The 25,204-nt window shown below is 38.3% G+C and carries 23 protein-coding genes and 2 other annotated features; all 23 genes read left to right on the top strand.

Annotated elements, in window-relative coordinates; genetic code table 11:
* Positions 1–184: 184 nt before the first annotated feature.
* The 23 genes from ACY9Z2_RS17410 (at position 185) to rpoB (ending at position 25,092) form a co-directional block, all read left to right on the top strand.
* On the top strand, positions 185–883 hold the full coding sequence (locus ACY9Z2_RS17410; RefSeq protein ID WP_463610941.1) for an MgtC/SapB family protein: 699 nt from the start codon (positions 185–187) through the stop codon (positions 881–883).
* Between the two features lie 219 nt (positions 884–1,102).
* A complete protein-coding gene (locus ACY9Z2_RS17405; protein WP_463610940.1) occupies positions 1,103–1,570 on the top strand; it encodes a CtsR family transcriptional regulator in 468 nt (155 codons plus the stop codon).
* A 15-nt stretch (positions 1,571–1,585) separates the two neighbouring features.
* Positions 1,586–2,137 carry a protein-arginine kinase activator protein McsA gene (gene mcsA, locus ACY9Z2_RS17400; protein WP_463610939.1) on the top strand — a complete coding sequence of 184 codons (552 nt, stop codon included), beginning with the start codon at positions 1,586–1,588 and terminating at the stop codon, positions 2,135–2,137.
* Positions 2,134–3,201 (top strand): protein-arginine kinase McsB, encoded by a 1,068-nt coding sequence (mcsB, locus tag ACY9Z2_RS17395; RefSeq protein WP_463610938.1) that lies wholly within the window; start codon positions 2,134–2,136, stop codon positions 3,199–3,201. The genes mcsA and mcsB overlap by 4 nt, the downstream gene beginning before the upstream one ends.
* Before the next feature lie 13 nt (positions 3,202–3,214).
* Positions 3,215–5,644 carry an ATP-dependent protease ATP-binding subunit ClpC gene (clpC, locus tag ACY9Z2_RS17390; RefSeq protein WP_463610937.1) on the top strand — a complete coding sequence of 810 codons (2,430 nt, stop codon included), beginning with the start codon at positions 3,215–3,217 and terminating at the stop codon, positions 5,642–5,644.
* A gap of 212 nt (positions 5,645–5,856) precedes the next feature.
* Positions 5,857–7,230 carry a DNA repair protein RadA gene (gene radA / locus ACY9Z2_RS17385; RefSeq protein ID WP_463610936.1) on the top strand — a complete coding sequence of 458 codons (1,374 nt, stop codon included), beginning with the start codon at positions 5,857–5,859 and terminating at the stop codon, positions 7,228–7,230.
* 445 nt (positions 7,231–7,675) lie between these two features.
* Complete coding sequence (locus ACY9Z2_RS17380) at positions 7,676–8,773, top strand: PIN/TRAM domain-containing protein (protein WP_463610935.1); 1,098 nt, start codon at positions 7,676–7,678, stop codon at positions 8,771–8,773.
* A 103-nt stretch (positions 8,774–8,876) separates the two neighbouring features.
* On the top strand, positions 8,877–10,346 hold the full coding sequence (gltX, locus tag ACY9Z2_RS17375) for a glutamate--tRNA ligase (protein ID WP_463610934.1): 1,470 nt from the start codon (positions 8,877–8,879) through the stop codon (positions 10,344–10,346).
* Positions 10,347–10,389: 43 nt separating this feature from the next.
* Positions 10,390–10,603: a binding site (T-box leader), on the top strand.
* Between the two features lie 792 nt (positions 10,604–11,395).
* Positions 11,396–12,064, top strand: coding sequence for a serine O-acetyltransferase (gene cysE, locus ACY9Z2_RS17370; protein ID WP_463610933.1), 669 nt, complete (start codon positions 11,396–11,398; stop codon positions 12,062–12,064).
* Positions 12,045–13,445 (top strand): cysteine--tRNA ligase, encoded by a 1,401-nt coding sequence (gene cysS / locus ACY9Z2_RS17365; protein WP_463610932.1) that lies wholly within the window; start codon positions 12,045–12,047, stop codon positions 13,443–13,445. The genes cysE and cysS overlap by 20 nt, the downstream gene beginning before the upstream one ends.
* Positions 13,446–13,448: 3 nt before the next feature.
* Complete coding sequence (locus ACY9Z2_RS17360; protein WP_463610931.1) at positions 13,449–13,847, top strand: Mini-ribonuclease 3; 399 nt, start codon at positions 13,449–13,451, stop codon at positions 13,845–13,847.
* Position 13,848: 1 nt separating this feature from the next.
* The gene (gene rlmB / locus ACY9Z2_RS17355; protein ID WP_463610930.1) at positions 13,849–14,592 is read left to right on the top strand and encodes a 23S rRNA (guanosine(2251)-2'-O)-methyltransferase RlmB; all 744 of its coding nucleotides are present in this window, start codon (positions 13,849–13,851) and stop codon (positions 14,590–14,592) included.
* Between the two features lie 3 nt (positions 14,593–14,595).
* Positions 14,596–15,105 carry an NYN domain-containing protein gene (locus ACY9Z2_RS17350; RefSeq protein WP_463610929.1) on the top strand — a complete coding sequence of 170 codons (510 nt, stop codon included), beginning with the start codon at positions 14,596–14,598 and terminating at the stop codon, positions 15,103–15,105.
* A gap of 45 nt (positions 15,106–15,150) precedes the next feature.
* A complete protein-coding gene (gene sigH, locus ACY9Z2_RS17345) occupies positions 15,151–15,870 on the top strand; it encodes an RNA polymerase sporulation sigma factor SigH (protein WP_463610928.1) in 720 nt (239 codons plus the stop codon).
* 73 nt (positions 15,871–15,943) lie between these two features.
* Complete coding sequence (gene rpmG, locus ACY9Z2_RS17340; RefSeq protein ID WP_463610927.1) at positions 15,944–16,093, top strand: 50S ribosomal protein L33; 150 nt, start codon at positions 15,944–15,946, stop codon at positions 16,091–16,093.
* A gap of 34 nt (positions 16,094–16,127) precedes the next feature.
* Entirely contained in the window at positions 16,128–16,307 is a 180-nt protein-coding gene (gene secE / locus ACY9Z2_RS17335) for a preprotein translocase subunit SecE (protein ID WP_463610926.1), read from the top strand.
* Between the two features lie 355 nt (positions 16,308–16,662).
* Positions 16,663–17,196, top strand: a complete 534-nt coding sequence (nusG, locus tag ACY9Z2_RS17330) for a transcription termination/antitermination protein NusG (RefSeq protein WP_463610925.1) — start codon at positions 16,663–16,665, stop codon at positions 17,194–17,196.
* A gap of 532 nt (positions 17,197–17,728) precedes the next feature.
* Positions 17,729–18,154, top strand: a complete 426-nt coding sequence (rplK, locus tag ACY9Z2_RS17325) for a 50S ribosomal protein L11 (protein ID WP_141554316.1) — start codon at positions 17,729–17,731, stop codon at positions 18,152–18,154.
* A 181-nt stretch (positions 18,155–18,335) separates the two neighbouring features.
* Positions 18,336–19,034: a 50S ribosomal protein L1 gene (gene rplA / locus ACY9Z2_RS17320; protein WP_463610924.1), complete on the top strand. Its 699-nt coding sequence runs from the start codon at positions 18,336–18,338 to the stop codon at positions 19,032–19,034.
* Positions 19,035–19,082: 48 nt separating this feature from the next.
* Positions 19,083–19,228 (top strand) — a sequence feature (ribosomal protein L10 leader region).
* Positions 19,229–19,408: 180 nt separating this feature from the next.
* Entirely contained in the window at positions 19,409–19,909 is a 501-nt protein-coding gene (gene rplJ, locus ACY9Z2_RS17315; protein ID WP_463610923.1) for a 50S ribosomal protein L10, read from the top strand.
* 65 nt (positions 19,910–19,974) lie between these two features.
* A complete protein-coding gene (gene rplL, locus ACY9Z2_RS17310) occupies positions 19,975–20,337 on the top strand; it encodes a 50S ribosomal protein L7/L12 (protein WP_463610922.1) in 363 nt (120 codons plus the stop codon).
* Positions 20,338–20,417: 80 nt separating this feature from the next.
* A complete protein-coding gene (locus ACY9Z2_RS17305; protein WP_463610921.1) occupies positions 20,418–21,020 on the top strand; it encodes a class I SAM-dependent methyltransferase in 603 nt (200 codons plus the stop codon).
* Positions 21,021–21,555: 535 nt separating this feature from the next.
* Positions 21,556–25,092: a DNA-directed RNA polymerase subunit beta gene (gene rpoB / locus ACY9Z2_RS17300; RefSeq protein ID WP_463610920.1), complete on the top strand. Its 3,537-nt coding sequence runs from the start codon at positions 21,556–21,558 to the stop codon at positions 25,090–25,092.
* The last annotated feature ends 112 nt before the right edge of the window (positions 25,093–25,204 follow it).

Below are 25,204 nucleotides of genomic sequence, written 5' to 3'. Positions count from 1 at the left end.
CGCCGATGGTAGTTGGGACTTTGTCCCTGCAAGAGTAGGACGCCGCCAGGCAAACGTAAAGCGAAGATTCATTATAAATGGATCTTCGCTTTTTTAGTATTTTGGTTAGTAGGCATTTTGTCTATTTAAATGAAGTATTATATTATAAAATGAAAAATACATATAGATAACAGAGGTGTATAAAATGGCTGAATCTATTGATCAATTATTTGGAGAACATTTTTTTGTAATTATGCTTAGAGTACTAATTGCACTAATTCTTTCTGGTCTAATTGGATTTGAACGTGAGTTAAAAAATCATTCTGCAGGTTTTAGAACACATATACTAGTTGGTGTTGGAGCTTGTTTAATGATGGTATTATCTTTGTACGGATTTGAAGCGTTTATCGAGTCCTCGGATAATATTCGCTTTGATCCAGCTCGAATTCCGTCGTATGTAATAAGCGGTATAGGTTTTCTTGGTGCTGGTACAATCATGGTAAACGGAATGACTATAAGAGGATTAACAACAGCTGCTTCGATTTGGGCAGTAGCTGGTTTAGGTTTAGTGGTTGGAGCTGGGATGTACGCTACAGCAGTATTTACTACCTTGGTTATCCTTCTTAGCTTAGTTTTCTTAAATAATTTTGAAAAGTTGTTTAAGAAAGGCGTCTATTCAAATTTAATTGAAATTGTTGCATTACCAGGACTACAGATAAATAACATAATATCGATCTTTGAATCGCATGAATTAACGATTAAAAAGGTTGAAATAGAACGTGTGGATAAAGACACCCGGAACATTTTTATAAAGATTGATCAAACAGCGGGCTTAGATCGTGTTTCATTATTAGAAGAAATATCAAAAGCCGATCAGGTTAAAAATGTTATTGAACGTAATTAAACTGCATTCCTATACATCATCAGCATGAAGCACTTGAATCGAAATATCGATTAGGTGCTTTTTTATTCTTAATTTTCGTTTTAATTTTGTCTCTATTGGCGAAAATAGGGTAGAACAATGTATTTGCATCTCTACTTAAAATAGGTATAATATAATTAAAGTCAAAGATAGTCAAAGTCAATAAAGTAGAGGCATATATATTAACGAGGAGGAGCCCTTTTGAGTAATATATCTGATATCATTGAACAGCATTTAAAAGAGATATTAGAGGCAGCAAGACAAGATGCTATTGAGATAAAGCGAAGTGAAATTGCTGATCGCTTTCAATGTGTTCCATCGCAAATAAATTATGTGATTAACACACGCTTCACTGTGGAAAAAGGGTATATAGTAGAAAGTAAACGTGGTGGAGGGGGTTATATACGCATTATTCGTATAAAGTACCAGGAAAAGTCAGAACTCATTGATGAAATTATTGAATTGATTAACCCAACTGTTACACAGCAGGCGTCTATAGATATTATAGATCGGTTAGTGGAAGAAGAACTAATCACCACTAGAGAGGCAAAATTAATTATAAGTGTTATGGATCGTAATGTATTAGCATTTCAGTTACCAATTCGAGATGAAGTGAGAGCAAGAGTACTTACAGCAATGCTTACAACTTTAAAATATTTGAACGCGTAAAAAGGAGGGGAACTAATGGAGTGCCAAGAATGTAATCAACGTCCCGCTTCCTTACATTTTGCACAGGTCATTAATGGTACTAAAACAGAGATTCATTTGTGTGAAATATGTGCGAAAGAAAAAGGTTATATGACATATCCAGAAGAAGGCTATTCTCTTCATAGTTTATTATCCGGACTTTTTAATTTCGATACGTCATCAATAAGCACTCATAATTCATCTACAAGTAATCAAACAAAGGAATTACAATGTCCGAAATGTGAAATGAATTTTTCTGAATTTAAACGAGTTGGAAAGTTTGGATGTGCAGAATGTTACCGTACTTTTTCCGATCGATTAGACCCCATCTTGCGGAGGGTTCATAGCGGTAATACAAAACATAGCGGAAAAATACCTAAGCGCCAAGGCGGGAATTTACACACCAGAAAGCAAGTGGATGAATATAAAGCAAAGTTAGCACATTTAATTGAAGATGAGGCTTTTGAAGAGGCAGCTGAAATACGTGATAAAATTCGTGAATTAGAAAAAAGAATGCATGGAACGGATGAAGAAGGTGATCAGGAATGACGTTGCAACATTTCATGAATGAAGCAATTAGTCCTTGGATGCGTTGTGATGGTCCAGATAGTGACATTGTGTTAAGTAGCCGAATTCGATTGGCCCGTAATTTTGCCCATGCTGCGTATCCAATTATAGCTGAAGAAGAAGAACTTGATAGCATAAAAAGCTTTTTTCAAAATGAATATGAGCACAAGTCTTTTCAGGAATACGAGGACTTTCAATTTGTATCTATGCAAGATCTAACACCAATTGAAAAACGTGTTCTAGTAGAAAAGCATTTGATTAGCCCTCATCTAGCCAAACACGCTAATACAGCAGCATCATTAATTTCTAAAAGCGAGCAAGTATCCGTGATGATTAATGAGGAGGATCATATTCGAATTCAGCTTTATTTTCCAGGCTTTCAATTAAACAAGGCGTTGGAGAAAGCTTTTGAGTTTGATGATTGGTTAGAGGAAAAAATAAATTACGCATACGATGAAACAAGAGGATATTTAACAAGCTGCCCTACAAATGTTGGAACTGGAATGCGTGCTTCCGTAATGATGCACTTGCCAGCGTTAGCGTTGACCCAACAGATTAATCGTATGATTCCTGCTATAAACCAGTTAGGGTTAGTGGTTCGTGGAATATATGGCGAGGGAAGCGAAGCTGTAGGCAATATTTTTCAAATTTCAAATCAAATCACACTTGGAAAATCGGAAGAGGATATAGTCGAAGATTTGCAAAGTGTTGTTCAACAACTCATCGAACAAGAACGAGCTGCTAGAAATAGAATAATGGAACAATCCAGTACACAGCTTGAGGATCGAATATATCGTTCCTATGGTATTTTAGAGTATAGTCGAGTAATTGAGTCGAATGAGGCTGCTAAACGTTTGTCCAATGTTCGATTGGGAATAGATTTAGGGATGATTAAAAATGTTTCAAGAAGCATACTTAATGAATTAATGGTTTTAACACAGCCAGGCTTTTTACAGCAATATGCAAAGAAAACGTTAACCCCAGGGGAGCGGGATGTGTTGAGAGCAACACTTATTCGTGAACGTTTACAGTTAGAAAAAAAGTAGGAGGGAAAGCTATATGATGTTTGGCCGTTTTACAGAACGAGCACAAAAAGTATTAGCGTTATCACAAGAGGAAGCAGTCCGTTTAGGGCATAACAATATTGGTACAGAGCATATTTTATTAGGATTAGTTCGTGAAGGAGAAGGGATTGCGGCAAAGGCAATGCAGTCACTTGGACTTGAAATTGATAAAATCCAACAGGAAGTCGAGCAATTAATTGGTGTGGGGAAGCAACCAATGCAATCTATTCATTATACACCTCGGGCTAAAAAGGTAGTGGAGTTATCACAGGACGAAGCAAGAAAGCTCGGTCATACCTATGTTGGTACAGAACATATTTTACTTGGCCTGATTCGTGAAGGAGAGGGTGTTGCAGCTCGCGTTTTAAATAACCTTGGCGTTAGCTTGAACAAAGCACGTCAGCAAGTATTGCAACTGTTAGGCAGTAATGAGTCACAAGCAAATCGACAAGGTCGCGGAGGCCAAGCGACTAGTGCAAACACCCCTACTCTTGATTCACTTGCTCGTGATTTAACCGCGATTGCAAAAGAAGGAAACGTGGACCCAGTGATTGGTCGTGGTAAAGAAATTGAACGGGTTATTCAGGTACTTAGTCGACGCACTAAAAATAATCCAGTGCTTGTTGGTGAGCCCGGTGTTGGTAAAACTGCGGTAGCAGAAGGGTTAGCCCAACAGATTATTGATAATGAAGTACCAGAGACATTACGTGATAAACGAGTTATGACCTTAGATATGGGTACGGTTGTAGCTGGTACAAAATATCGTGGTGAGTTCGAAGATAGACTAAAAAAAGTTATGGAAGAAATTCGTCAGGCAGGTAATATCATTTTATTTATTGATGAACTTCATACATTAATTGGTGCGGGAGGTGCAGAAGGAGCAATTGACGCTTCTAACATTCTAAAACCATCTCTTGCCCGTGGAGAATTACAATGTATCGGGGCAACAACTCTTGATGAATATCGCAAATACATTGAAAAAGATGCGGCGTTAGAACGACGTTTCCAACCAATTCAAGTAGATGAACCAACCCTTGACGAGACAATTCAAATATTGCGTGGACTTCGTGATCGTTATGAAGCACACCATCGTGTAACGATTACGGATGAGGCAATCGAGGCTGCGGCTAACTTATCAAACCGTTATATAACCGACCGCTTTTTACCAGATAAGGCAATTGATTTAATTGATGAGGCAGGATCAAAAGTTCGTTTACGTTCGTATACTATTCCACCGAACTTGAAGGATTTGGAGCAGAAACTAGAAGAAGTACGTAAGGAAAAAGATGCCGCGGTACAAAGCCAGGCTTTTGAAAAAGCTGCTTCCTTACGTGACTCAGAACAAAAATTAAGAGAAGAATTGGAACAAACGAAAAATCAGTGGAAAGAAAAACAAGGTCAAGAAGACTCTGAAGTTACAGTAGATGACATTGCAGCTGTTGTTTCTATCTGGACTGGTGTTCCTGTCTCCAAATTAACGAAGGATGAAAGTGATCGATTATTAAATATGGAAGAAACACTTCATAATCGTGTTATCGGACAAGAGGAAGCGGTAAAAGCAATATCAAAAGCAATTCGTCGTGCAAGAGCAGGGTTAAAGGATCCAAAACGCCCAATCGGTTCATTTATTTTCCTTGGCCCAACTGGAGTAGGTAAAACAGAGCTAGCGCGTGCATTGGCTGAATCAATGTTCGGCGATGAAGATGCAATGATTCGTGTAGATATGTCGGAGTATATGGAAAAACACTCTACATCTCGTTTGGTCGGTTCCCCTCCGGGATATGTGGGATATGAAGAAGGCGGACAATTAACTGAAAAAGTACGCCGTAAGCCATATTCTGTTGTGTTACTAGATGAAATTGAAAAAGCACACCCTGAAGTATTTAACATTCTTTTACAAGTGTTAGAGGATGGAAGATTAACCGACTCAAAAGGCCGCCTAGTAGACTTTCGGAATACAGTTTTAATTATGACGTCCAATGTTGGGGCAAGCGAATTAAAGAAAAATAAACATGTCGGCTTTAACCTCGATGAAGGGGATCAAGATTATAATGATATGAAATCTAAGATTACCGAAGAAATGAAAAAAGCATTCCGACCAGAGTTTTTAAACCGTATTGATGAAATTATTGTGTTCCATTCATTAGAGAAAAAGCATATGAAGGATATTGTAACGCTTATGATCGAACAGCTTCAACGACGATTAAAGCAGAATGAGATTGAGTTTACGCTGACGGATAAGGCTTTAGATAAAATCGCAAATGATGGTTTTGATCCAGAGTATGGAGCGCGGCCATTGCGACGTTCCATCCAAAAAAATGTAGAAGATTTGCTTTCTGAAGAACTGCTTAAAGAAACGATTGCAAAAGGTGAAAAAGTAAAAATTGGTCTAAATAATAAAGGTGAATTTATCGTTTTACCGTAGAAAAGTTAAAAATAGCTAAAAAGATAAAGGTAAAAAGCTAGAAGGGTGCATCCTTCTAGCTTTTTACCTTCTTTCTAAATTGAAAAGCCATGATAAACTAGATATGTGGCATATCTGTGGAAAAAAGTTTATAAATTTGATAGAAACCTGTAACCTTTGGACGGGTTAATTCGTATACAATAGAGGTATAGGTTTGAAAGGAATGAATCATTTTGGCAAAACGTAAGACAAAGTTTGTATGCCAGGAATGTGGCTATGAGTCTGCCAAATGGATGGGCAAATGCCCTGGCTGTAATAATTGGAATACGTTCGTAGAAGAAGTAGAGATTACAGGTAAAGCAAATCGCCATACGGGTGGAAGCATTTCAAATCTGCAAAGTAAACCAGAAAAAATAACATCAATAGAATCAGATAAAGAACCACGAATCACAACGCAAATGAAGGAATTTAATCGCGTTCTTGGCGGCGGAGTAGTCCCAGGCTCACTCGTATTAATTGGCGGGGACCCGGGAATTGGGAAATCAACATTACTTCTGCAGATTTCTTCCCAATTAGCAGACAAGCAGTTACCAGTCTTATATATATCTGGTGAAGAGTCAGCTAAGCAAACGAAGCTACGTGCAGATCGATTAGGAATCAAATCCGATTTACTATACGTGCTAGCAGAAACAAATTTATACGATATATCTAATCAAGTCACTCAATTAAAACCTTCTTTTGTCGTGATTGATTCAATCCAAACGATATTCCGAGAAGAAGTTACTAGTGCACCTGGAAGTGTTTCACAGGTTCGTGAATGTACAAGTGAATTAATGAAACTTGCCAAATCAAATGGAATACCAATATTCATTGTTGGTCACGTAACAAAAGAAGGTTCCATTGCAGGTCCACGTTTACTCGAGCATATGGTGGATGCGGTATTATATTTCGAGGGTGAGCGTCATCATACGTACCGAATTCTGCGTGGGGTAAAGAATCGTTTTGGAAGTACGAATGAAATGGGCATCTTTGAGATGAAAGAAGAAGGACTAAGAGAAGTTATGAATCCTTCTGAAATCTTTCTAGAAGAACGTTCACAGGGTGCTGCTGGATCTACTGTTGTGGCATCGATGGAAGGAACAAGACCTGTTTTAGTGGAAATTCAGGCATTGATCTCGCCTACAAGCTTTGGTAATCCGAGGCGAATGGCAACGGGAATAGATAACAACCGTGTACCACTGCTAATGGCTGTTTTAGAAAAGCGAGTTGGTTTGATGCTTCAAACGCAGGATGCCTATGTCAAGGTAGCGGGTGGAGTGAAATTGGATGAACCAGCAATTGATTTAGCCATAGCAGTAAGTATTGCTTCTAGTTTTCGTGATCAACCAACAAAACCGGATGATATTTTTGTCGGCGAAGTTGGTTTAACTGGAGAAATCAGACGAGTTTCACGAATTGAACAAAGGGTGCAAGAAGCGGCTAAACTTGGTTTTAAACGTGTCATTTGTCCAAAAAAGAATCTAGAAGGATGGACACCACCAGCTTCCATTCAAGTTATTGGTGTAGATACTGTGCAAGAAGCACTACAAATCGGAGTTTCCAGGTAAATGGAACTAGAAAAGCGCAAGCGCCTTGAAAGACACGAAAAGCATAAGCAGAACGTTGCAGTGTGGGTGAGATTACCACACGAAACCGGACTGCTTATGACTCGAGTGTCTAGGCGCAGGAGCTAGACACGAAAAGCGCAAGCGACTGTTCAGCGACGTACAAATAGATAGGCACGTGAAAAGTAGGGTTGTTTTCCCTACGTTCATACTGACTAACTATTTGTTAGGCGCTAGGCGCAGGAGCTAGACATGGGATGATAAGGATTTCTTCCAAAATAATACAAATTGACACTTAAGTACTATTGTGGTAAAATTTTATTTTTGCTAAATTGACTGAAAATAACTGTTATGCTATTCTTTAAATATAGAAAATGCTAGTCATAGCGTGATTCAGTGGTTATTTCTTGTGAAAATAGGTAATACTAAATGACAGGAGGTGAACGTGGTGCTGAAAAAAATTGTGCATTTATTTTTTTTAATTGCAGGAGGTACCATAGGGTATTTATATATTCCGGATATTATTACATTATTAAACTTTACAGACTCTGCTTGGGTTACATCCCCGTATTTGGGATTATTGCTAGGTGCAATTATTTTATTTTTTATCACGTATTGGGCAACAGATTATATCGTAGGTTTTCTACGGTGGACTGAAGATGCGCTCATCAAGGTTCCTGTCGGTGATTTATTTTTTGGTAGTTTAGGATTAATCATTGGATTGGTAATTGCATTTTTGATCAATATTCCATTAACAGATATTCAGATTCAACTAGTTTCACAAGTCATTCCGCTGTTTTTAACTTTCTTCTTAGGTTACTTTGGGTTTCAGGTTGGCTTCAGACGTCGTGATGAGTTTTTAACATTATTGACGGTTAACCGAAAAGATCGAGATCGTAAAAAGACAGACGGACCAGAAGTTACTGAAAAAGTACAACCTAAAGCAAAGATTCTTGATACTAGTGTCATAATTGACGGTCGAATAGCTGATATTTGTCAAACTAGCTTTTTAGAAGGGACAATTGTTATTCCGCAGTTTGTTTTAGGAGAATTGCAACACATCGCGGATTCATCTGATGTGTTAAAAAGAAATAGAGGCCGACGTGGTTTAGATGTATTGAACCGTATTCAAAAAGAAATTCCAGTGAATGTAGAGATTTATGAAGGTGATTTTGAAGACATTCAAGAAGTTGATAGTAAATTAATTAAATTAGCTAAAGTAATTGATGGTATAGTCGTAACGAATGATTTTAATTTAAATAAAGTTTGTGATTTCCAGGGAGTCCATGTACTAAATATTAATGACTTAGCAAATGCTGTTAAACCAGTTGTACTACCTGGAGAAGAATTGATGGTTCAAGTTATTAAAGACGGTAAAGAACAAAACCAGGGAATTGCATACTTGGATGACGGAACAATGATTGTTGTAGAAGAAGGCCGAAATTATATTGGGAAGACAATTGAGGTATTAATAACAAGTGTTCTTCAAACTTCTGCAGGAAGAATGATTTTCGCAAAACCAAAATTACTTGAAAAAGCACAGTAAAAACGGTATAACATAAAAAGGAAACAAAAAGTGATAACATATTGTGTTATCGCTTTTTGATGTACGTCGATTTATAAAAAATAGCGGTGGAAGGGGTAACATCATGACAAACGATGTCCGTGTACGATACGCGCCAAGTCCAACAGGTCATTTACATATTGGAAATGCGCGAACAGCATTATTTAACTATTTATATGCTAAACACTTTGGTGGTAAATTCATCATTCGAATAGAGGATACTGACGATAAACGAAATGTAGCAGGTGGAGAAGAAAGTCAGTTATCATTTTTGAAATGGCTAGGTATTGAGTGGGATGAAAGTGCTGATGTGGGTGGCGACTATGGACCATATCGTCAAATGGAGCGCTTAGATCTTTATTCAAAATATGTCAATGAACTTTTAGAGCGTGGATTAGCTTATAAATGCTACATGACGGAAGAAGAGCTGGACGCAGAGCGTGAGGAACAAAAAGCCAATGGACAAGTTCCAAAGTATTCTGGCGCACATAGTAATCTGTCCGAAGTGGAAATTGCTGCATTTGAACAAGAAGGACGTAAGCCGAGCATTCGGATGCGTGTTCCTACAAACAAAACATATACGTTTAACGATATTGTTAGGGGAGAAATTAACTTTGAATCAAGTGATTTTGGTGATTGGGTCATTGTTAAAAAGAATGGAATTCCAACCTACAACTTTGCGGTAGCAATTGATGATCATTTGATGCGAATTACACATATCTTACGTGGAGAAGAGCATATCTCCAATACACCAAAGCAAATGATGATTTATGATGCATTCGGTTGGGAGCCCCCTCAATTTGGTCATATGACATTGATCCTAAACGAGGAACGTAAAAAGCTAAGTAAGCGGGATCAACACGTTTTACAGTTTATTGAGCAGTATCATAATATGGGATACATGCCAGAAGCGATGTTCAATTTCATTACGTTACTTGGATGGTCTCCTGTCGGTGAAGAAGAGATTTTCGATAAAGAAAAACTAATTGAAATATTTGATCCAGAGCGACTTTCTACTTCTGCTGCTATTTTTGATCCACAAAAGTTAAAGTGGATGAACAATCAATACATTAAAACATTAGATCATGATGCAATTGTTCAGCTTACTTTACCACACTTAGTGGATGCAGGTCGTTTACCAAGCGATATGAATGATGAGCAAAGAGCTTGGGCAGAGAGTGTAATCTCTTTATACGAGGAACAGCTTCGCTACGGTGCCGAAATTGTTGAATTAACTGAAATGTTCTTCCAAGAAAAAATTGCCTATGATGAAGAAGCTATGGAGGTTCTTCATGGAGAGCAGGTACCGGAAGTGCTACAGGTATATACTGACAAACTTATTCACCTAGATGAATTTAACAAAGATACAATTAAAGCGGCAATTAAAGAAACGCAGAAAGAAACGAAGCAAAAAGGAAAAAATTTATTCATGCCAATACGTGTTGCAACAACTGGACAAACACATGGTCCAGAATTACCTATGGCAATTGAATTATTAGGTAAAGATGTGATTGTAAAGCGGCTTGATGAAATTCTTCGTGAGTTAAAAGCTTAAATTGTTCACATTCCATTCGATTTGTAATATAGTAATAATACAATATTGAACGTTGATAAGGAGAAGTAGAAAACCGCTGGCTTATTTAGAGAGAGTCATCATCGGCTGAAAGTGACTTTAAGTGAAGTTTTCGAAATGCACCTTTGAGTCTGTTATGGAAACTAGTATATAACAGCGGTACTCTTCCGTTATAAGAGACAAAGTTGGGGGCAAATTTGCCCCAAACAGAGTGGAACCGCGCCATCAGCGTCTCTGTGTATAGTCATACACAGGGACGTTTTTTTATTTTCAACAGTTTCGTAAATTTGAATTTAATTAACTTCGGTGAAGGAAAATGCGAACTAGTGGAAAGTTTATGATTAGTGTTGACCGCTGTGGAAAAACACTACGCTTTCCGCGGGAGTCTCCGTGTTTTCCCTCCGCTGGAGTTGAGCTCATAACTCTTTTTTCTTTTATATGGCAGTTGATTGGAGTGGAGGGCAGTCGACTCCTTGAAAAAGAAAAGCACTTTTTCTTCGTGCGATGCCTTTTCAGGGAAGCTTTCCTTGTCCTGCGGGATTAATAGGCATAGGTGAGACCCCGGAGTGCGTTAAGTAAGGAAGGCCGACTAAAACCGTCCTTTGCGGACAACGGCGGCATACCCCTTGCCGGGGCAAGGAGGCTCACCAACCGCCCTAAGGTGCGCGACTGCCCGCAGCGGAAATCAACGTTGCTGTTACCCTAAGAACTTATTAATGAAACATATGTCTACTAGTAGCGAAGTGGAATTTAGCGGACACCAGAACCCTTATTCAAGCAAAATTGGAGCAAATGTGGTTGTTCGCGGACACAGGAGCCCTTATTTAGTAAAAAAAGCCTGATTTCAACCTGTTTTTACCTAAATAAGGCACCCTGAGTCCGCTAGACCCATAAAGCATGCCCGAAAAGTAAAAATAAGGGCTTCTGTGTCCGTTACCGAGCGGTTCTTGGTCACCATTACTAGTTCGCAGTTTACGATTTTTTGTCTATAACAATATAAACATTTATTTTACCTAAGGGAGGTGCTGATAATGGGTTTATTTAAGCGAATGAAAGAAGATATGGATGTGGTGTTCGAACAGGATCCTGCAGCAAGGACGTATTTTGAAGTATGTTTAACCTATTCTGGACTACATGCAATATGGTCTCATCGAATTGCACATACTTTTTATAAAAGAAATTTATTTTTTATCGCACGAGTCATTTCTCAAATTAACCGGTTCTTTACCGGAATTGAAATTCATCCAGGAGCAGTAATTGGGAAAAGGTTTTTTATTGACCACGGAATGGGTGTGGTTATCGGTGAAACATGTGAAATAGGAAATAATGTAACAATTTATCAAGGTGTGACTCTTGGAGGAACAGGGAAGGAAAAAGGAAAGCGTCACCCGACAATAAGAGACAATGTATTAATAGCGACTGGAGCAAAGGTATTAGGATCCATTGTTATTGGCGAAAATTCAAAAATTGGCGGGGGATCTGTCGTGTTACATGATGTACCAGAAAACTCTACAGTTGTCGGTATTCCAGGACGTGTCGTTGTGCAAAATGGAGAAAAAGTAAGGCGAGACCTGGATCATCATAAGTTACCGGACCCTGTATCAGACCGGTGTAATCAATTAGAAACGGAAATTCGGTTGTTAACCGCTGAAGTAGCCAAATTGAAAGAGGGGAAATCACATGACAATCAAAATCTATAATACGTTAACGCGAGAAAAAGAACCGTTTATACCACTTGAAGAAGGTAAGGTTAGTATGTACGTTTGTGGACCAACCGTCTATAACTATATTCACATTGGAAATGCTAGGCCAGCAATTGTTTTTGATTCCGTTCGCCGTTATTTAGAATATAAAGGGTTTGCAGTAGACTATGTCTTAAACTTCACTGATGTCGATGATAAAATTATTAAGACAGCTAATGAATTGGGTGAAGAAATCTCTGTACTAACGAATCGTTTTATCGATGCGTACTTGGAAGACATTACAGCACTCGGTGTGAAGAAAGCAACATACAATCCGCGTGTTACAGACACAATGGATGATATTATTACGTTTATTGCTGCATTAATTGAAAAAGGCTTCGCATATGAGGTTGATGGAGATGTCTACTTTAAACCTCGTTCCTTTGAGGGATACGGAAAACTATCGCATCAATCAATTGATGAGCTTCGTTCAGGTGCACGTATTCAAATTGGTGAGAAAAAAGAAGACCCACTTGATTTTGCGCTTTGGAAAAAGGCAAAGGATGGAGAAATTGCATGGGATTCACCGTGGGGGCAAGGTCGTCCCGGTTGGCATATTGAATGCTCGGCAATGGCTAAAAAATACCTTGGAGAAACAATAGATATTCATGCAGGCGGGCAGGATTTGACGTTTCCACACCATGAAAATGAAATTGCTCAATCAGAAGCTAATAACGGAGCATCATTTGCAAAGTATTGGATGCATAATGGGTATATTAATATTGACAATGAAAAAATGTCGAAATCTCTCGGTAATTTTGTCTTAACGAGAGAATTAATTGAACAACATGACCCGCAGATTATTCGATTTTTCATGCTAAGTGTTCATTATCGTAATCCGATAAATTTTAGCGAAGAACTATTAGAAGCAGCCAAAAATAGTTATGAACGAATTCAAAATGCGTATGAAAATTTAGCGCATCGAAAGAAATCAAGTACAAATCTGGACAATGAAATAAATGAATGGTTAGAAAAAATTGCGCAGCAGCAACAGGCTTTTGAAGTAGCGATGGATGATGATTTCAATACCGCGAATGCTATCTCGGTTCTATTCGATTTGGCAAAAGATGCAAATGTTTATTTGCAATCAAAGCAAACATCCACAAAGGTGATCGAAGAATTTCAGGATAAAATTTCTACAATCTTGTCGGTACTGGGGATTCAAATTGAAAAAGAAGAAACATTGCTTGATGATGAAATTGAGTCGCTAATTCAAGAACGTACTGAAGCGCGTAAGAACCGTAATTTCGCTCGTGCAGACGAAATCCGGGATTTGTTGAAAGAAAAAAATATTATGCTAGAGGATACTGCACAAGGGCCGCGTTGGAAAAGAGGTTAATGAATGGATTTGGATGTAAAACAACTGAAGAGTCTAGCGCTTGCATACATGGGTGACGCTGTTTATGAAGTGCGTGTTCGGGAGCATTTGATTCACTCAGGACAAGTGAAACCGAATAACCTTCATAAAAAGGCGGTTACTTTTGTCTCAGCTAAAGGACAAGCTAAGGTCATCTTGCACTGGCTAGAAATGAATTTATTGTCAGAGGAAGAAAAACGAATTGTTGCACGAGGTAGAAATGCTAAGTCTGGATCCATTCCTAAAAATTCAAGTGTGCAAACCTATCGTTATAGCACGGCTTTTGAAGCATTACTAGGTTACCATCATTTGCAAAAAAATGAAGAACGACTAGAAGAGTTGTTAAAAAAAGCGATTTATTTTATTGAAGAAGGGAGTGAATAAAATGGACCAAGAAATAATTATTGGCAAGAATCCAGTATTCGAAGCTTTGACCTCGGGACGCTCTGTTAACAAAGTGTTGATATCGGATCAACTAAATATAAACGCAAGTAAAAAAGCAAATCAACTAGCAAAGGCTGCGAATACAATTGTGCAAAAGGTGCCGAAAACAAAACTGGATCAACTAGTAGAAGGAAATCACCAAGGGATAGTCGCGTATGTTGCTTCCTATCAATACGCAGAGTTAGATGATTTGTTCCAAATTGCGGAATCCAGAGACGAGTCTCCATTCTTTATCATATTGGACGAGCTTGAAGATCCTCATAATTTAGGCTCTATTCTACGAACAGCTGATGCTACGGGTGCACATGGCGTAATTATTCCTAAGAGGCGTTCTGTTGGACTTACTGCTACCGTTGCCAAAACATCAGCTGGTGCGATTGAACATATTCCTGTCGCACGAGTGACAAATATCGCTACAACAATTGATGAACTTAAAGAAAGAAATGTATGGGTTGTGGGAACTGCTGCGGAAGGGACGGAAGATTATCGAGCATTGGATGGGACAATGCCTCTCGGACTAGTTATAGGTAACGAAGGAAAAGGGATAAGTCGCCTTGTTAAAGAAAAGTGTGATTGGACTGTAAGTTTACCAATGAAAGGAAAAGTTTCTTCCCTAAACGCGTCTGTAGCATGTAGTCTATTGCTTTATGAAGTATTTCGTAAAAGGTTTCCCTTTGGTGAATAGATGATGGATGTACTAGTTGTGGACGGATATAACATAATTGGTGATTGGGTAGAGTTAAACCAGTTGAAGGATATTGACTTAGAACACGCACGAAATCGTTTGATTGAAAAAATGGCAGAGTATAAAGCCTATACTGGATACCGGGTAATCATTGTTTTTGATGCATATTATGTTCCAGGCATAGCGAGTAAGTTAAAAGAATCAAAAGTTGAGATTATTTATACAAAAGAAAATGAGACAGCGGATGAGCGAATCGAAAAGATTGTTAAAGAACTAAAAAATGTGGTGAATCACGTCTATGTTGCTACGTCTGATTATGCGGAGCAACGAACTATATTTGGAAGAGGGGCATTACGGAAGTCCGCACGTGAGTTACAGATTGAATTGTTAGATATGGAAGTGGAAATAGAGCGGACAATTAAACAACATGAACTGGCAAAAAAACAAATTAAAATTCCACTTCCCGATGATATTTTAGAAAAATTCGAAAAGTGGCGCCGTGGCAACAAATAGAGGCCCAGAACGCCGATATGGTGCGCTCTCTAATAGCAATTGTTATTGACGATATGGAAAGGCTTACTGTATAATATTTCTATATTGACAGGGTTTCGGTCGGGAGGTCTTTTTGTGAGTGTCAAGCAGGTAGAGACAGAAAACGATAACTTAAACATGCTTGATGATGATGCGATTATTCAATTAATCCATCAAGGTGATAGCCGTGCACTCGATTTTCTAATCCATAAATATAAAAATTTTGTACGGGCCAAAGCGCGGACATACTTTTTAATTGGTGCTGATAAAGAGGATATTGTACAAGAAGGTATGATAGGTCTTTATAAAGCGATCCGTGATTTTGACTCGGACAAGCTATCATCATTTAAAGCATTTGCCGAACTATGTATTACTAGACAAATTATTACAGCAGTAAAAACATCTACACGACAGAAACACATACCACTTAATTCATATGTTTCTCTTGATAAACCAGTATATGATGAAGAATCTGATCGAACATTATTAGATATTATTGCGGGTTCAAAAGCAATTGATCCGCAAGAATTACTCGTAAATCGTGAAAAATTCGCTGACATGGAATCTAAATTGTCTGAATTATTAAGCGAATTAGAGAAAAAATCACTACACTTGTATTTAGATGGTCAATCCTATCAAGAAATATCTGTTGAATTAAAGCGCCATGTAAAATCGATAGATAATGCATTGCAAAGGGTTAAACGGAAATTCGAACAATTAATAGAATCTAGAGAAATAACATTATAGACAAGCATTGACACAATAATGTAACAATGCTACATTATTAGAAGTGACAAAACCCTAGTTACGGGGTGATAGAATGACGAAAAAGATCATTTTAGCGTGTGCAGAATGTTCAAGTAGAAACTATTCGACTAATAAGAATGTATCCACACAATCTAACCGCTTGGAAGTTCGTAAGTATTGTAAAACATGTGGGAAACATACACTGCACCGTGAAACGAAATAAGAGCATCCTTCGGGTATAGTTTGGGGGTACTACCATGAATGTTTTTAAATTTTTAAAGAATGTATCACGTGAGATGAAGAAAGTTAGCTGGCCAAAAGGGAAAGAGCTAACTAGTTATACAATTACTGTTATTACAACTGTTATTTTTGTAGCAGTGTTCTTTGCAGTAGTAGATCTTGGGATTACACAAATTTTAAATACATTTTTTGAATAATAAGGCTAAAGTTATGCTATAATGGAAATTAATAACGTTTTTCGAAAAAAACCCGATCTTACGGGTTTTTTAATATTGTAGAAATTTATCTTTTATGGCAGGTAAGAAAGTATAAATCTCTTCTTACTGCATAAGTGCAACTAAGGCTTCTGCCATAAAGGCTTGGCGAAAAGCCAAGTTTTCTAATATATGTTCGGATGTTGTCTTGATAGTTATAAAAATGCCCTCCATTTCTTTTGGGCAACTAAGGCTTTCGTCATTAAATCTTTGCGAAAAGCCAAGTTTCCTAATAAAGAAACGATGGGTGCAAACTTCATATAAAGGGAGGGAAGGGCAAGAAATTTGTCCTGTTCAAATGGAGAAAAATTGGTATGTCGTTCATACTTATTCTGGGTATGAAAACAAAGTAAAAACGAATTTGGAAAAACGTGTAGACACAATGGGTATGGAAGACAAAATCTTTCGTGTAATTGTTCCTGAAGACGAAGAAACGGAAATTAAAAATGGGAAGAAAAAGGTTTCGAAAAAGAAATTCTTTCCTGGCTATGTTCTGACCGAAATGATTATGACGGATGATTCCTGGTATGTTGTTCGGAATACTCCAGGGGTAACAGGATTTGTTGGTTCTAGTGGCCATGGTTCAAAGCCAACACCATTATTGCCTGACGAAGTAGAAACTGTTCTGAAGCGGATGGGTGTTACAGAAGCGGTTACGCAAATTGACTTTGATCTAAAAGAAAATGTACGTGTAAACGATGGACCGTTTGCAAACTTTACAGGAACGATCGAACATATTGATATGGACAAGCAAAAAGTTAAGGTTCACGTAAATATGTTTGGTAGAGAAACACCTGTTGAACTCGACTTTTCACAAATAGAGAAATTGTAAAACGGTGTTATGTAGATACCGTTGCTTTAAGTATTTTCCATATATTTTTCTCTTATAAAGAGTCTAAGTAAATACGGGCTGCTTTTTTGAGAAGGACTAGTTTGGAAATATGTGAATAGTATACTAGCGTAGGAAAAACATGAAGACTCCTTGAAAAAGAAAAGCACTTTTTCTGCGTGCGATGTCTTTTCTGGGAAGCATCCCTTGTCCTGCGGGGTCTCGCCGATCTCTTACTTCCCGAGGAGTCTCCGTATATTCAAGATGCTAAGTAAAGGTGAAAGGTAAAAGTTTTCAAATCCACCACTTTTTCTGTGGCCCCGAAAGCGAAGTGTTTTTCCGTAGCGGTAGTACGCTATAAAAACGACAATCATTTTGAAAACAGCAAAAGTCTATTAATACAACTTGCAATCTTTTCTATTTCATGCTAAAATTCTTTTGTTATTTATGTCCTCGAAATAGAGGGAAATGGCTAATATTGAGTGGGAGGGTATAACCCTATTACCACATCACGGACTTTAAGGAGGTGTGTCTCGTGGCTAAAAAAGTAATTAAGATTGTAAAACTACAAATTCCAGCTGGTAAAGCAAATCCAGCACCACCAGTAGGACCAGCATTAGGTCAAGCAGGTGTGAATATCATGGGATTTTGTAAAGAATTTAATGCTCGTACGCAAGATCAAGCTGGTATGATTATCCCGGTTGAAATCTCGGTATTTGAAGACCGTTCATTTACATTTATTACAAAAACTCCACCTGCTGCAGTATTACTGAAAAAAGCAGCTGGTATCGAATCTGGTTCTGGTGAACCAAATCGTAATAAAGTCGCTACTGTTAAACGCGATAAAGTAAAAGAAATTGCAGAAACAAAAATGCCTGACCTAAACGCCGCTGATGTAGAAGCAGCGATGCGCATGGTTGAAGGAACTGCGCGAAGCATGGGTATTACAATTGAAGACTAATACCTTATAGCTTCTAGACGAGCTTGGTTGCGATAGTGGGATTCCATTTCTCGCAACCTTTTTCGTGAATATGTGACATCTTGTATAAATGGATGTCTGGGTATGCTTTTGTAAAAGCTGTCTTGGCTTTTATAAGTGGGAGGTATTACCGCTATAAACCACAACCTGAGGAGGAAACAAAATGGCTAAAAAAGGAAAAAAGTATCAAGAAGCAATTAAGCTTGTTGATCGTACTAAATATTATGATGTAAAAGAAGCTATTGCTTTAGTAAAGAAAGCTTCTCGTGCAAATTTCGACGAAACTGTTGAAGTAGCTTTCCGTTTGGGTGTTGATCCGAAGAAAGCTGACCAACAAATCCGTGGTGCAATGGTATTGCCGCACGGTACTGGTAAAACACAACGTGTATTAGTATTCGCTAAAGGTGATAAAGCAAAAGAAGCTGAAGCAGCTGGTGCTGACTACGTTGGTGACCAAGACATGATCAACAAAATTAACCAAGGATGGTTTGATTTCGACGTTATCGTTGCGACTCCAGACATGATGGCTGAAGTTGGTAAACTTGGACGTGTTTTAGGACCAAAAGGTTTAATGCCTAACCCTAAAACAGGAACTGTAACGTTTGAAGTTGAAAAAGCTGTTAACGATATTAAAGCTGGTAAAGTGGAATATCGTGTAGATAAGTCAGCTAACATTCATGTTCCAATTGGTAAGCTTTCATTTGATGATGAAAAGCTATTTGAAAACTTTGTAGCAATTACAGAAACACTTGTAAAGATTAAACCACAATCTTCAAAAGGTGTTTATATGCGCAATGTATCTGTAACTTCTACAATGGGACCTGGTGTAAAAGTTGATGTTTCTGAATACGCACGTCGCTAATTAAATGTTGACTTTTTGAGCGGGATCAGATATACTGTAACTCGTTATATAAATGAATACGTTGTACCGTAGACAGTAGGTGCGAGAGATCGCTTAATTTCCTGCCGAGGTGTTAAAAGCAAACGATAATCTAACTATGATTATTAATTGTATATAAAACCTCCATGTCTGCATGGAGGTTTTTCTTGTCTTAACAGACGCTTACGCTTTTCGAATGTCTAGCTTCAGCGTCTACCCCCTCTAGGTCTTAAGTCAATCCTCTTTGTGACAAAGAACGTCACATAGAGGCTCGACTTAAGCTTTTCGGGGGTAAACAAGACGCTTACGCTTTTCAATGTCCGGTATAATGATGATTTTTAACAGGAGGTGGAACAATGTCAAAAGTTATCGAGTCAAAAAAGCAGGTTGTTCAAGAAATCGCTGATAAGTTTCAAAATAGCCAATCAACTGTACTAGTTAATTATCGTGGCCTTGATGTTGCTGAAGTTACAGAACTTCGTAAACAGCTACGCGCAGAAGGTATCGACTTCAAAGTGTACAAAAACACAATGACACGTCGTGCTGTTGAACAAGCGGAATTAACAGAGTTGAGCGATACATTAGTTGGACCAACTGCTATCGCATTCAGTAAGGATGATGTAGTAGCGCCAGCTAAGATCTTGAGCAATTTTGCTAAATCTCATGACGCACTTGAAATTAAAGGTGGCGTTATTGAAGGTAAGGTAGCAACACTTGAGCAATTAAGTGAACTTGCAGAACTTCCAAACTACGATGGTCTTGTTTCTATGCTACTAAGTGTACTACAAGCACCTATCCGCAATTTGGCATATGCAACGAAAGCTATCGCAGAACAAAAGGAAGAACAAGGAGCATAATATTGCATTTAGCAATATAGCTTTACGATTAAATAAAACCATATGAAATTAGGAGGATTTAAATCATGACTAAAGAACAAATTATTGAAGCAGTAAAAGAAATGTCAGTTTTAGAATTAAATGATTTAGTTAAAGCAATCGAGGAAGAATTCGGCGTAACAGCGGCAGCACCAGTTGCAGTAGCAGGTGGAGCTGGAGCAGAAGCGGCTGAAGAGAAAACTGAATTTGATGTAGTTCTTGAAAGTGCTGGAGCTTCAAAAATCAAAGTAGTTAAAGCAGTACGCGAAATCACTGGTCTTGGACTTAAGGATGCAAAAGATCTAGTAGATAACGCACCTAAAGCTATCAAAGAAGGCGTTTCAAAAGAAGAAGCTGAAGAAGTTAAAGGTAAGCTTGAAGAAGCAGGCGCATCTGTAGAAGTTAAGTAATTTTATATAAAGAGAGCCCGTCGTATACGTCGGGCTCTCTATTATCTTCTCTAAAATACACAACAAAGTAGGTGCTTTAGATGTCTGAGCATTACTTTTCACAAAAACCCCAATCTTTAAGTTCACCCAAGACATGGAATTATCAATTAAGAGGAAAAGAATACGCATTTACAAGTGATGTTGGTGTCTTTTCAAAGGATGAAGTGGATTATGGCTCGCGTTTTTTGATCACAAAATTTGTTGAACCGACGATACCGGGGGCTATTCTGGATATCGGATGTGGTTACGGTCCGATTGGTATTGCAATTGCGGGATCTTATCCTGGGCGTCAAGTAATGTTGGCAGATGTAAATGAACGAGCAATTAAGCTTGCGGAACAGAATGCTGCGCAAAACAAGATTAACAATGTGGAAATTGTAATGAGTGACCGATATTCAAATCTAACTGATTACACTTTTGCATCTATCGTTACCAATCCACCGATTAGAGCGGGTAAGAAAGTTGTTCACGCAATGTTAGAAGAAAGTAAGCAATTTTTAGCCGATCAGGGAGAGCTTTGGGTAGTTATACAAAAAAAACAAGGGGCCCCTTCAGCTAAAGAAAAATTAATGAATGTTTTTGGGAATGTCGAAGTTGTAGCGAAGGATAAAGGTTATTTTATCTTGCACTGTAAGAAAGTATAAAATTTTGAGGATTACAGTATAAGGGCAACTAAGGCTTTCGCCATTAAAGCCTGGCGATAAGCCAATTTTTCTAAAAAGCTATTAATGTTTGACCTTGTAATTCTCTTATGATATTATAATAAAATGCTAAGATGGACTTTCTTTGTCAAGAAGAATTTCTATTTAAAAGAAACGTATATTTCATCGGTATTGGGAGACAATGGTAAAGTAAAAAATTTAACACTATGGGTTTTTTTCTCAAAAAACCTTTTTTTCTTTTAATGCGTTAGAAGAAATATTTTAATCAATTGTGTAAGAATTTGCTTAAACAGTTGATTTTTTGCACTGTTAGGAAATTGCAACTTTATAGATACACTGAAGGCAGTTATCATGTAAGCTCTCCGACTCCATGAGTTTTATTTCCGATGAAAAAGTTGTTTGACGTTGTTAAGATTCGAAAAGCACACTATAACTATAGTTTGTTTTTCTAATATAATAGCCATTTTTATACGATACACTATTCGTATGAAAATGCAGGATTTGAGGGGTGAAGCAGTTGACAGGTCAACTAGTTCAGTATGGACGGCACCGCCAACGCAGGAGCTATGCACGCATCAGCGAGGTGTTAGAATTACCAAATCTAATCGAAATTCAAACCGCTTCTTATCAATGGTTCTTAGAAGAAGGTTTGAAAGAAATGTTTAAGGATATTTCACCAATTGAAGATTTCACAGGTAATCTATCACTAGAGTTCGTTGATTATAGTCTAGAGGAACCAAAATATCCTGTAGATGAATCAAAGGATCGAGATGTGACGTATAATGCTCCGCTTCGCGTGAAGGTTCGTTTAATCAATAATGAAACCGGTGAAGTAAAAGAGCAAGAAGTTTTCATGGGAGATTTCCCGCTCATGACAGACACAGGTACGTTTATCATTAATGGAGCTGAACGCGTTATTGTTTCACAGCTCGTTCGTTCACCAAGTGTCTATTATAATGAAAAAATTGATAAAAACGGAAAAAGAGGCGTTACTGCAACTGTGATTCCTAACCGTGGTGCATGGTTAGAATTTGAAACGGATGCAAAAGACGTAGCTTATGTTCGTATTGATCGTACGCGTAAATTGCCTATTACTGTGCTTTTACGTGCTCTTGGCTTTAGTACAGATCAAGAGATTATTGATCTACTAGGCGAAAACGAATACTTAAAAAACACCTTAGATAAAGATAATACAGAAACAACCGAAAAGGCATTGTTAGAAATCTATGAGCGACTTCGCCCGGGTGAACCACCGACAGTCGAAAACGCAAAAAGCTTATTGGTTTCTCGCTTTTTCGATCCAAAGCGTTATGACTTAGCGCATGTTGGTCGTTACAAAATGAACAAGAAACTTAACATTAAAAACCGCCTATTTAATCAAGTTCTTGCAGAACCAATTGTTGACCAGGAAACTGGAGAGGTTCTTGCACAAAAAGGTGATAAATTAGAGCGGAAACTATTGAATAAAATTATTCCTTATTTAGAAAAAGAGGAAGATAAAGTTGGCGAGCATATTGTTGAGCCAAATGAAGGAGTACTAGAGGATCCGATAACGCTTCAGTCAATTAAAATTATTGATCCAACAGATCCTAGTGGTGAACGTGAATTAAATGTAATAGGTAATGCTGCTATAGAAAAAAGCATTAAGAATATAACTCCAGCTGACATTTTGGCTTCCATTAGTTATTTCTTTAATCTATTACATCGTGTTGGCGATACAGATGATATCGACCATCTTGGTAACCGTCGCCTCCGTTCAGTAGGAGAGTTGTTACAAAATCAATTCCGTATCGGACTATCTCGAATGGAACGCGTTGTTCGTGAGCGTATGTCAATTCAAGATACATCAAGCGTAACACCGCAACAGTTAATTAATATACGTCCAGTAATTGCATCGATTAAAGAGTTTTTCGGTAGTTCACAGCTTTCGCAATTTATGGACCAAACGAATCCACTTGCGGAACTTACGCATAAGCGTCGTTTGTCTGCTTTAGGGCCTGGTGGTTTAACGCGAGAACGTGCTGGCTTTGAAGTGCGTGACGTACATTATTCACACTATGGTCGTATGTGTCCAATTGAAACACCTGAGGGACCGAACATTGGATTGATTAACTCACTTTCGAGTTATGCAAAAGTAAATAAATTTGGCTTTATTGAAACACCGTATCGTCGGGTTGACCCAGATACCGGTTTGGTAACAGCTCAAATTGATTACTTAACAGCTGATGAAGAAGACAATTATGTTGTGGCACAGGCAAATGCTAGATTAGATGAGACTGGTCACTTTATGGATGAAGAAGTAATTGCGCGTTTCCGTGGTGAAAACACAGCTGTACCACGTGAAAACATTGATTATATGGATGTATCACCAAAGCAGGTAGTTTCTGCAGCGACTGCTTGTATCCCATTCTTAGAAAATGATGACTCCAACCGTGCGTTGATGGGTGCAAACATGCAGCGACAAGCTGTACCGTTAATGAAGCCAGAGGCACCGATTGTTGGTACTGGAATGGAATATGTATCAGGGAAAGATTCTGGTGCAGCAGTTATTTGTCAGAATCCTGGTATTGTGGAACATGTTGAAGCAAAAGAAGTTCATATTCGTCGCGTTTCGGAAGTAGACGGTAAAGAAGTACAAGGCGATTTAGATCGCTATCGTTTACAAAAGTATATTCGCTCAAATCAAGGTACTTGCTATAACCAACGCCCGATTGTAAGTAAGGGTGACCGTGTTACAAAAGGAGAAATCCTTGCTGATGGACCATCAATGGAAGACGGTGAGTTAGCACTTGGCCGTAACGTCCTTGTCGGTTTTATGACATGGGAAGGTTATAACTATGAGGATGCGATTATCATGAGTGAGCGACTTGTGAAAGATGATGTGTATACTTCTATTCACATTGAAGAATATGAGTCGGAAGCACGTGATACGAAGCTAGGGCCAGAAGAAATTACACGCGATATTCCTAACGTAGGAGAAGAAGCGCTGAAAAATCTTAACGAACAAGGAATTATCCGTGTTGGTGCAGAAGTTTCCGATGGTGATATTTTGGTCGGGAAAGTTACACCAAAAGGAGTTACCGAATTATCTGCTGAAGAACGTTTACTACATGCCATTTTCGGTGAAAAGGCACGAGAAGTTAGAGATACTTCATTACGTGTACCACATGGAGCTGGCGGAATTGTACTAGACGTTAAAATCTTTAACCGCGAGGATGGCGATGAGCTTCCACCTGGTGTGAATCAACTCGTTCGTGTATATATTGTGCAAAAGCGTAAGATTCATGAAGGTGACAAAATGGCTGGACGTCACGGTAATAAGGGTGTTATCTCGAAAATATTACCAGAAGAAGACATGCCATTCATGCCTGATGGAACGCCGGTTGATATTATGTTAAATCCGTTAGGTGTACCATCGCGAATGAATATCGGACAAGTGTTTGAGCTACATTTAGGTATGGCTGCACGCGCTCTCGGTATCCACGTGGCAACTCCAGTTTTTGATGGCGCAGACGAGGAAGATGTTTGGGAAACGTTACAAGAAGCTGGTATGCCGAAAGATGCAAAAACAATTTTATATGATGGACGTTCTGGAGAACCATTCGATAACCGTGTCTCTGTTGGTGTTATGTATATGATTAAACTTGCACACATGGTCGATGATAAACTTCACGCTCGTTCAACAGGTCCTTATTCACTTGTTACCCAGCAACCACTTGGTGGTAAAGCACAATTTGGTGGGCAACGTTTTGGTGAGATGGAGGTATGGGCACTTGAAGCATATGGTGCTGCATATACGTTACAAGAAATTTTAACCGTTAAATCAGACGACATCGTTGGTCGTGTAAAGACTTACGAAGCTATTGTTAAAGGTGATAACGTTCCTGAACCTGGTGTTCCTGAATCGTTTAAAGTATTAATCAAAGAGCTTCAAAGTCTCGGCCTAGATGTAAAAATGCTTTCTAGTGACGAACAAGAAATTGAACTTCGTGAACTGGAAGAAGAGGAAACAGAACAAGCAAGCAAGCTTAATTTAGAAGTAGAAGAAAATTAATCATGCAACGAAGTGTTGGCTTTCATGAAGGATTCGTTTTATGAAAGTCAGCAATTCCTGCTTTATCATAAAAACTCTGTTCCAAGCTTATGGTAAATCGGACACACTAAAA

It is taken from the genome of Virgibacillus sp. GM2-2, assembly GCF_055329585.1.
Note: the sequence above shows the minus strand (reverse complement) of the source record. Positions and strands in the feature narration are given on the sequence as shown.

Bases quoted from the DNA above. Each gene is read 5' to 3' on its own strand.
- ACY9Z2_RS17410 (WP_463610941.1), top strand. From the start codon at position 185: ATGGCTGAATCTATTGATCAATTATTTGGAGAACATTTTTTTGTAATT.
- mcsA (WP_463610939.1), top strand. From the start codon at position 1,586: ATGGAGTGCCAAGAATGTAATCAACGTCCCGCTTCCTTACATTTTGCA.
- mcsB (WP_463610938.1), top strand. From the start codon at position 2,134: ATGACGTTGCAACATTTCATGAATGAAGCAATTAGTCCTTGGATGCGT.
- clpC (WP_463610937.1), top strand. From the start codon at position 3,215: ATGATGTTTGGCCGTTTTACAGAACGAGCACAAAAAGTATTAGCGTTA.
- gltX (WP_463610934.1), top strand. From the start codon at position 8,877: ATGACAAACGATGTCCGTGTACGATACGCGCCAAGTCCAACAGGTCAT.
- cysE (WP_463610933.1), top strand. From the start codon at position 11,396: ATGGGTTTATTTAAGCGAATGAAAGAAGATATGGATGTGGTGTTCGAA.
- cysS (WP_463610932.1), top strand. From the start codon at position 12,045: ATGACAATCAAAATCTATAATACGTTAACGCGAGAAAAAGAACCGTTT.
- ACY9Z2_RS17360 (WP_463610931.1), top strand. From the start codon at position 13,449: ATGGATTTGGATGTAAAACAACTGAAGAGTCTAGCGCTTGCATACATG.
- rlmB (WP_463610930.1), top strand. From the start codon at position 13,849: ATGGACCAAGAAATAATTATTGGCAAGAATCCAGTATTCGAAGCTTTG.
- ACY9Z2_RS17350 (WP_463610929.1), top strand. From the start codon at position 14,596: ATGGATGTACTAGTTGTGGACGGATATAACATAATTGGTGATTGGGTA.
- rpmG (WP_463610927.1), top strand. From the start codon at position 15,944: ATGACGAAAAAGATCATTTTAGCGTGTGCAGAATGTTCAAGTAGAAAC.
- secE (WP_463610926.1), top strand. From the start codon at position 16,128: ATGAATGTTTTTAAATTTTTAAAGAATGTATCACGTGAGATGAAGAAA.
- nusG (WP_463610925.1), top strand. From the start codon at position 16,663: ATGGAGAAAAATTGGTATGTCGTTCATACTTATTCTGGGTATGAAAAC.
- rplA (WP_463610924.1), top strand. From the start codon at position 18,336: ATGGCTAAAAAAGGAAAAAAGTATCAAGAAGCAATTAAGCTTGTTGAT.
- rplJ (WP_463610923.1), top strand. From the start codon at position 19,409: ATGTCAAAAGTTATCGAGTCAAAAAAGCAGGTTGTTCAAGAAATCGCT.
- rplL (WP_463610922.1), top strand. From the start codon at position 19,975: ATGACTAAAGAACAAATTATTGAAGCAGTAAAAGAAATGTCAGTTTTA.
- ACY9Z2_RS17305 (WP_463610921.1), top strand. From the start codon at position 20,418: ATGTCTGAGCATTACTTTTCACAAAAACCCCAATCTTTAAGTTCACCC.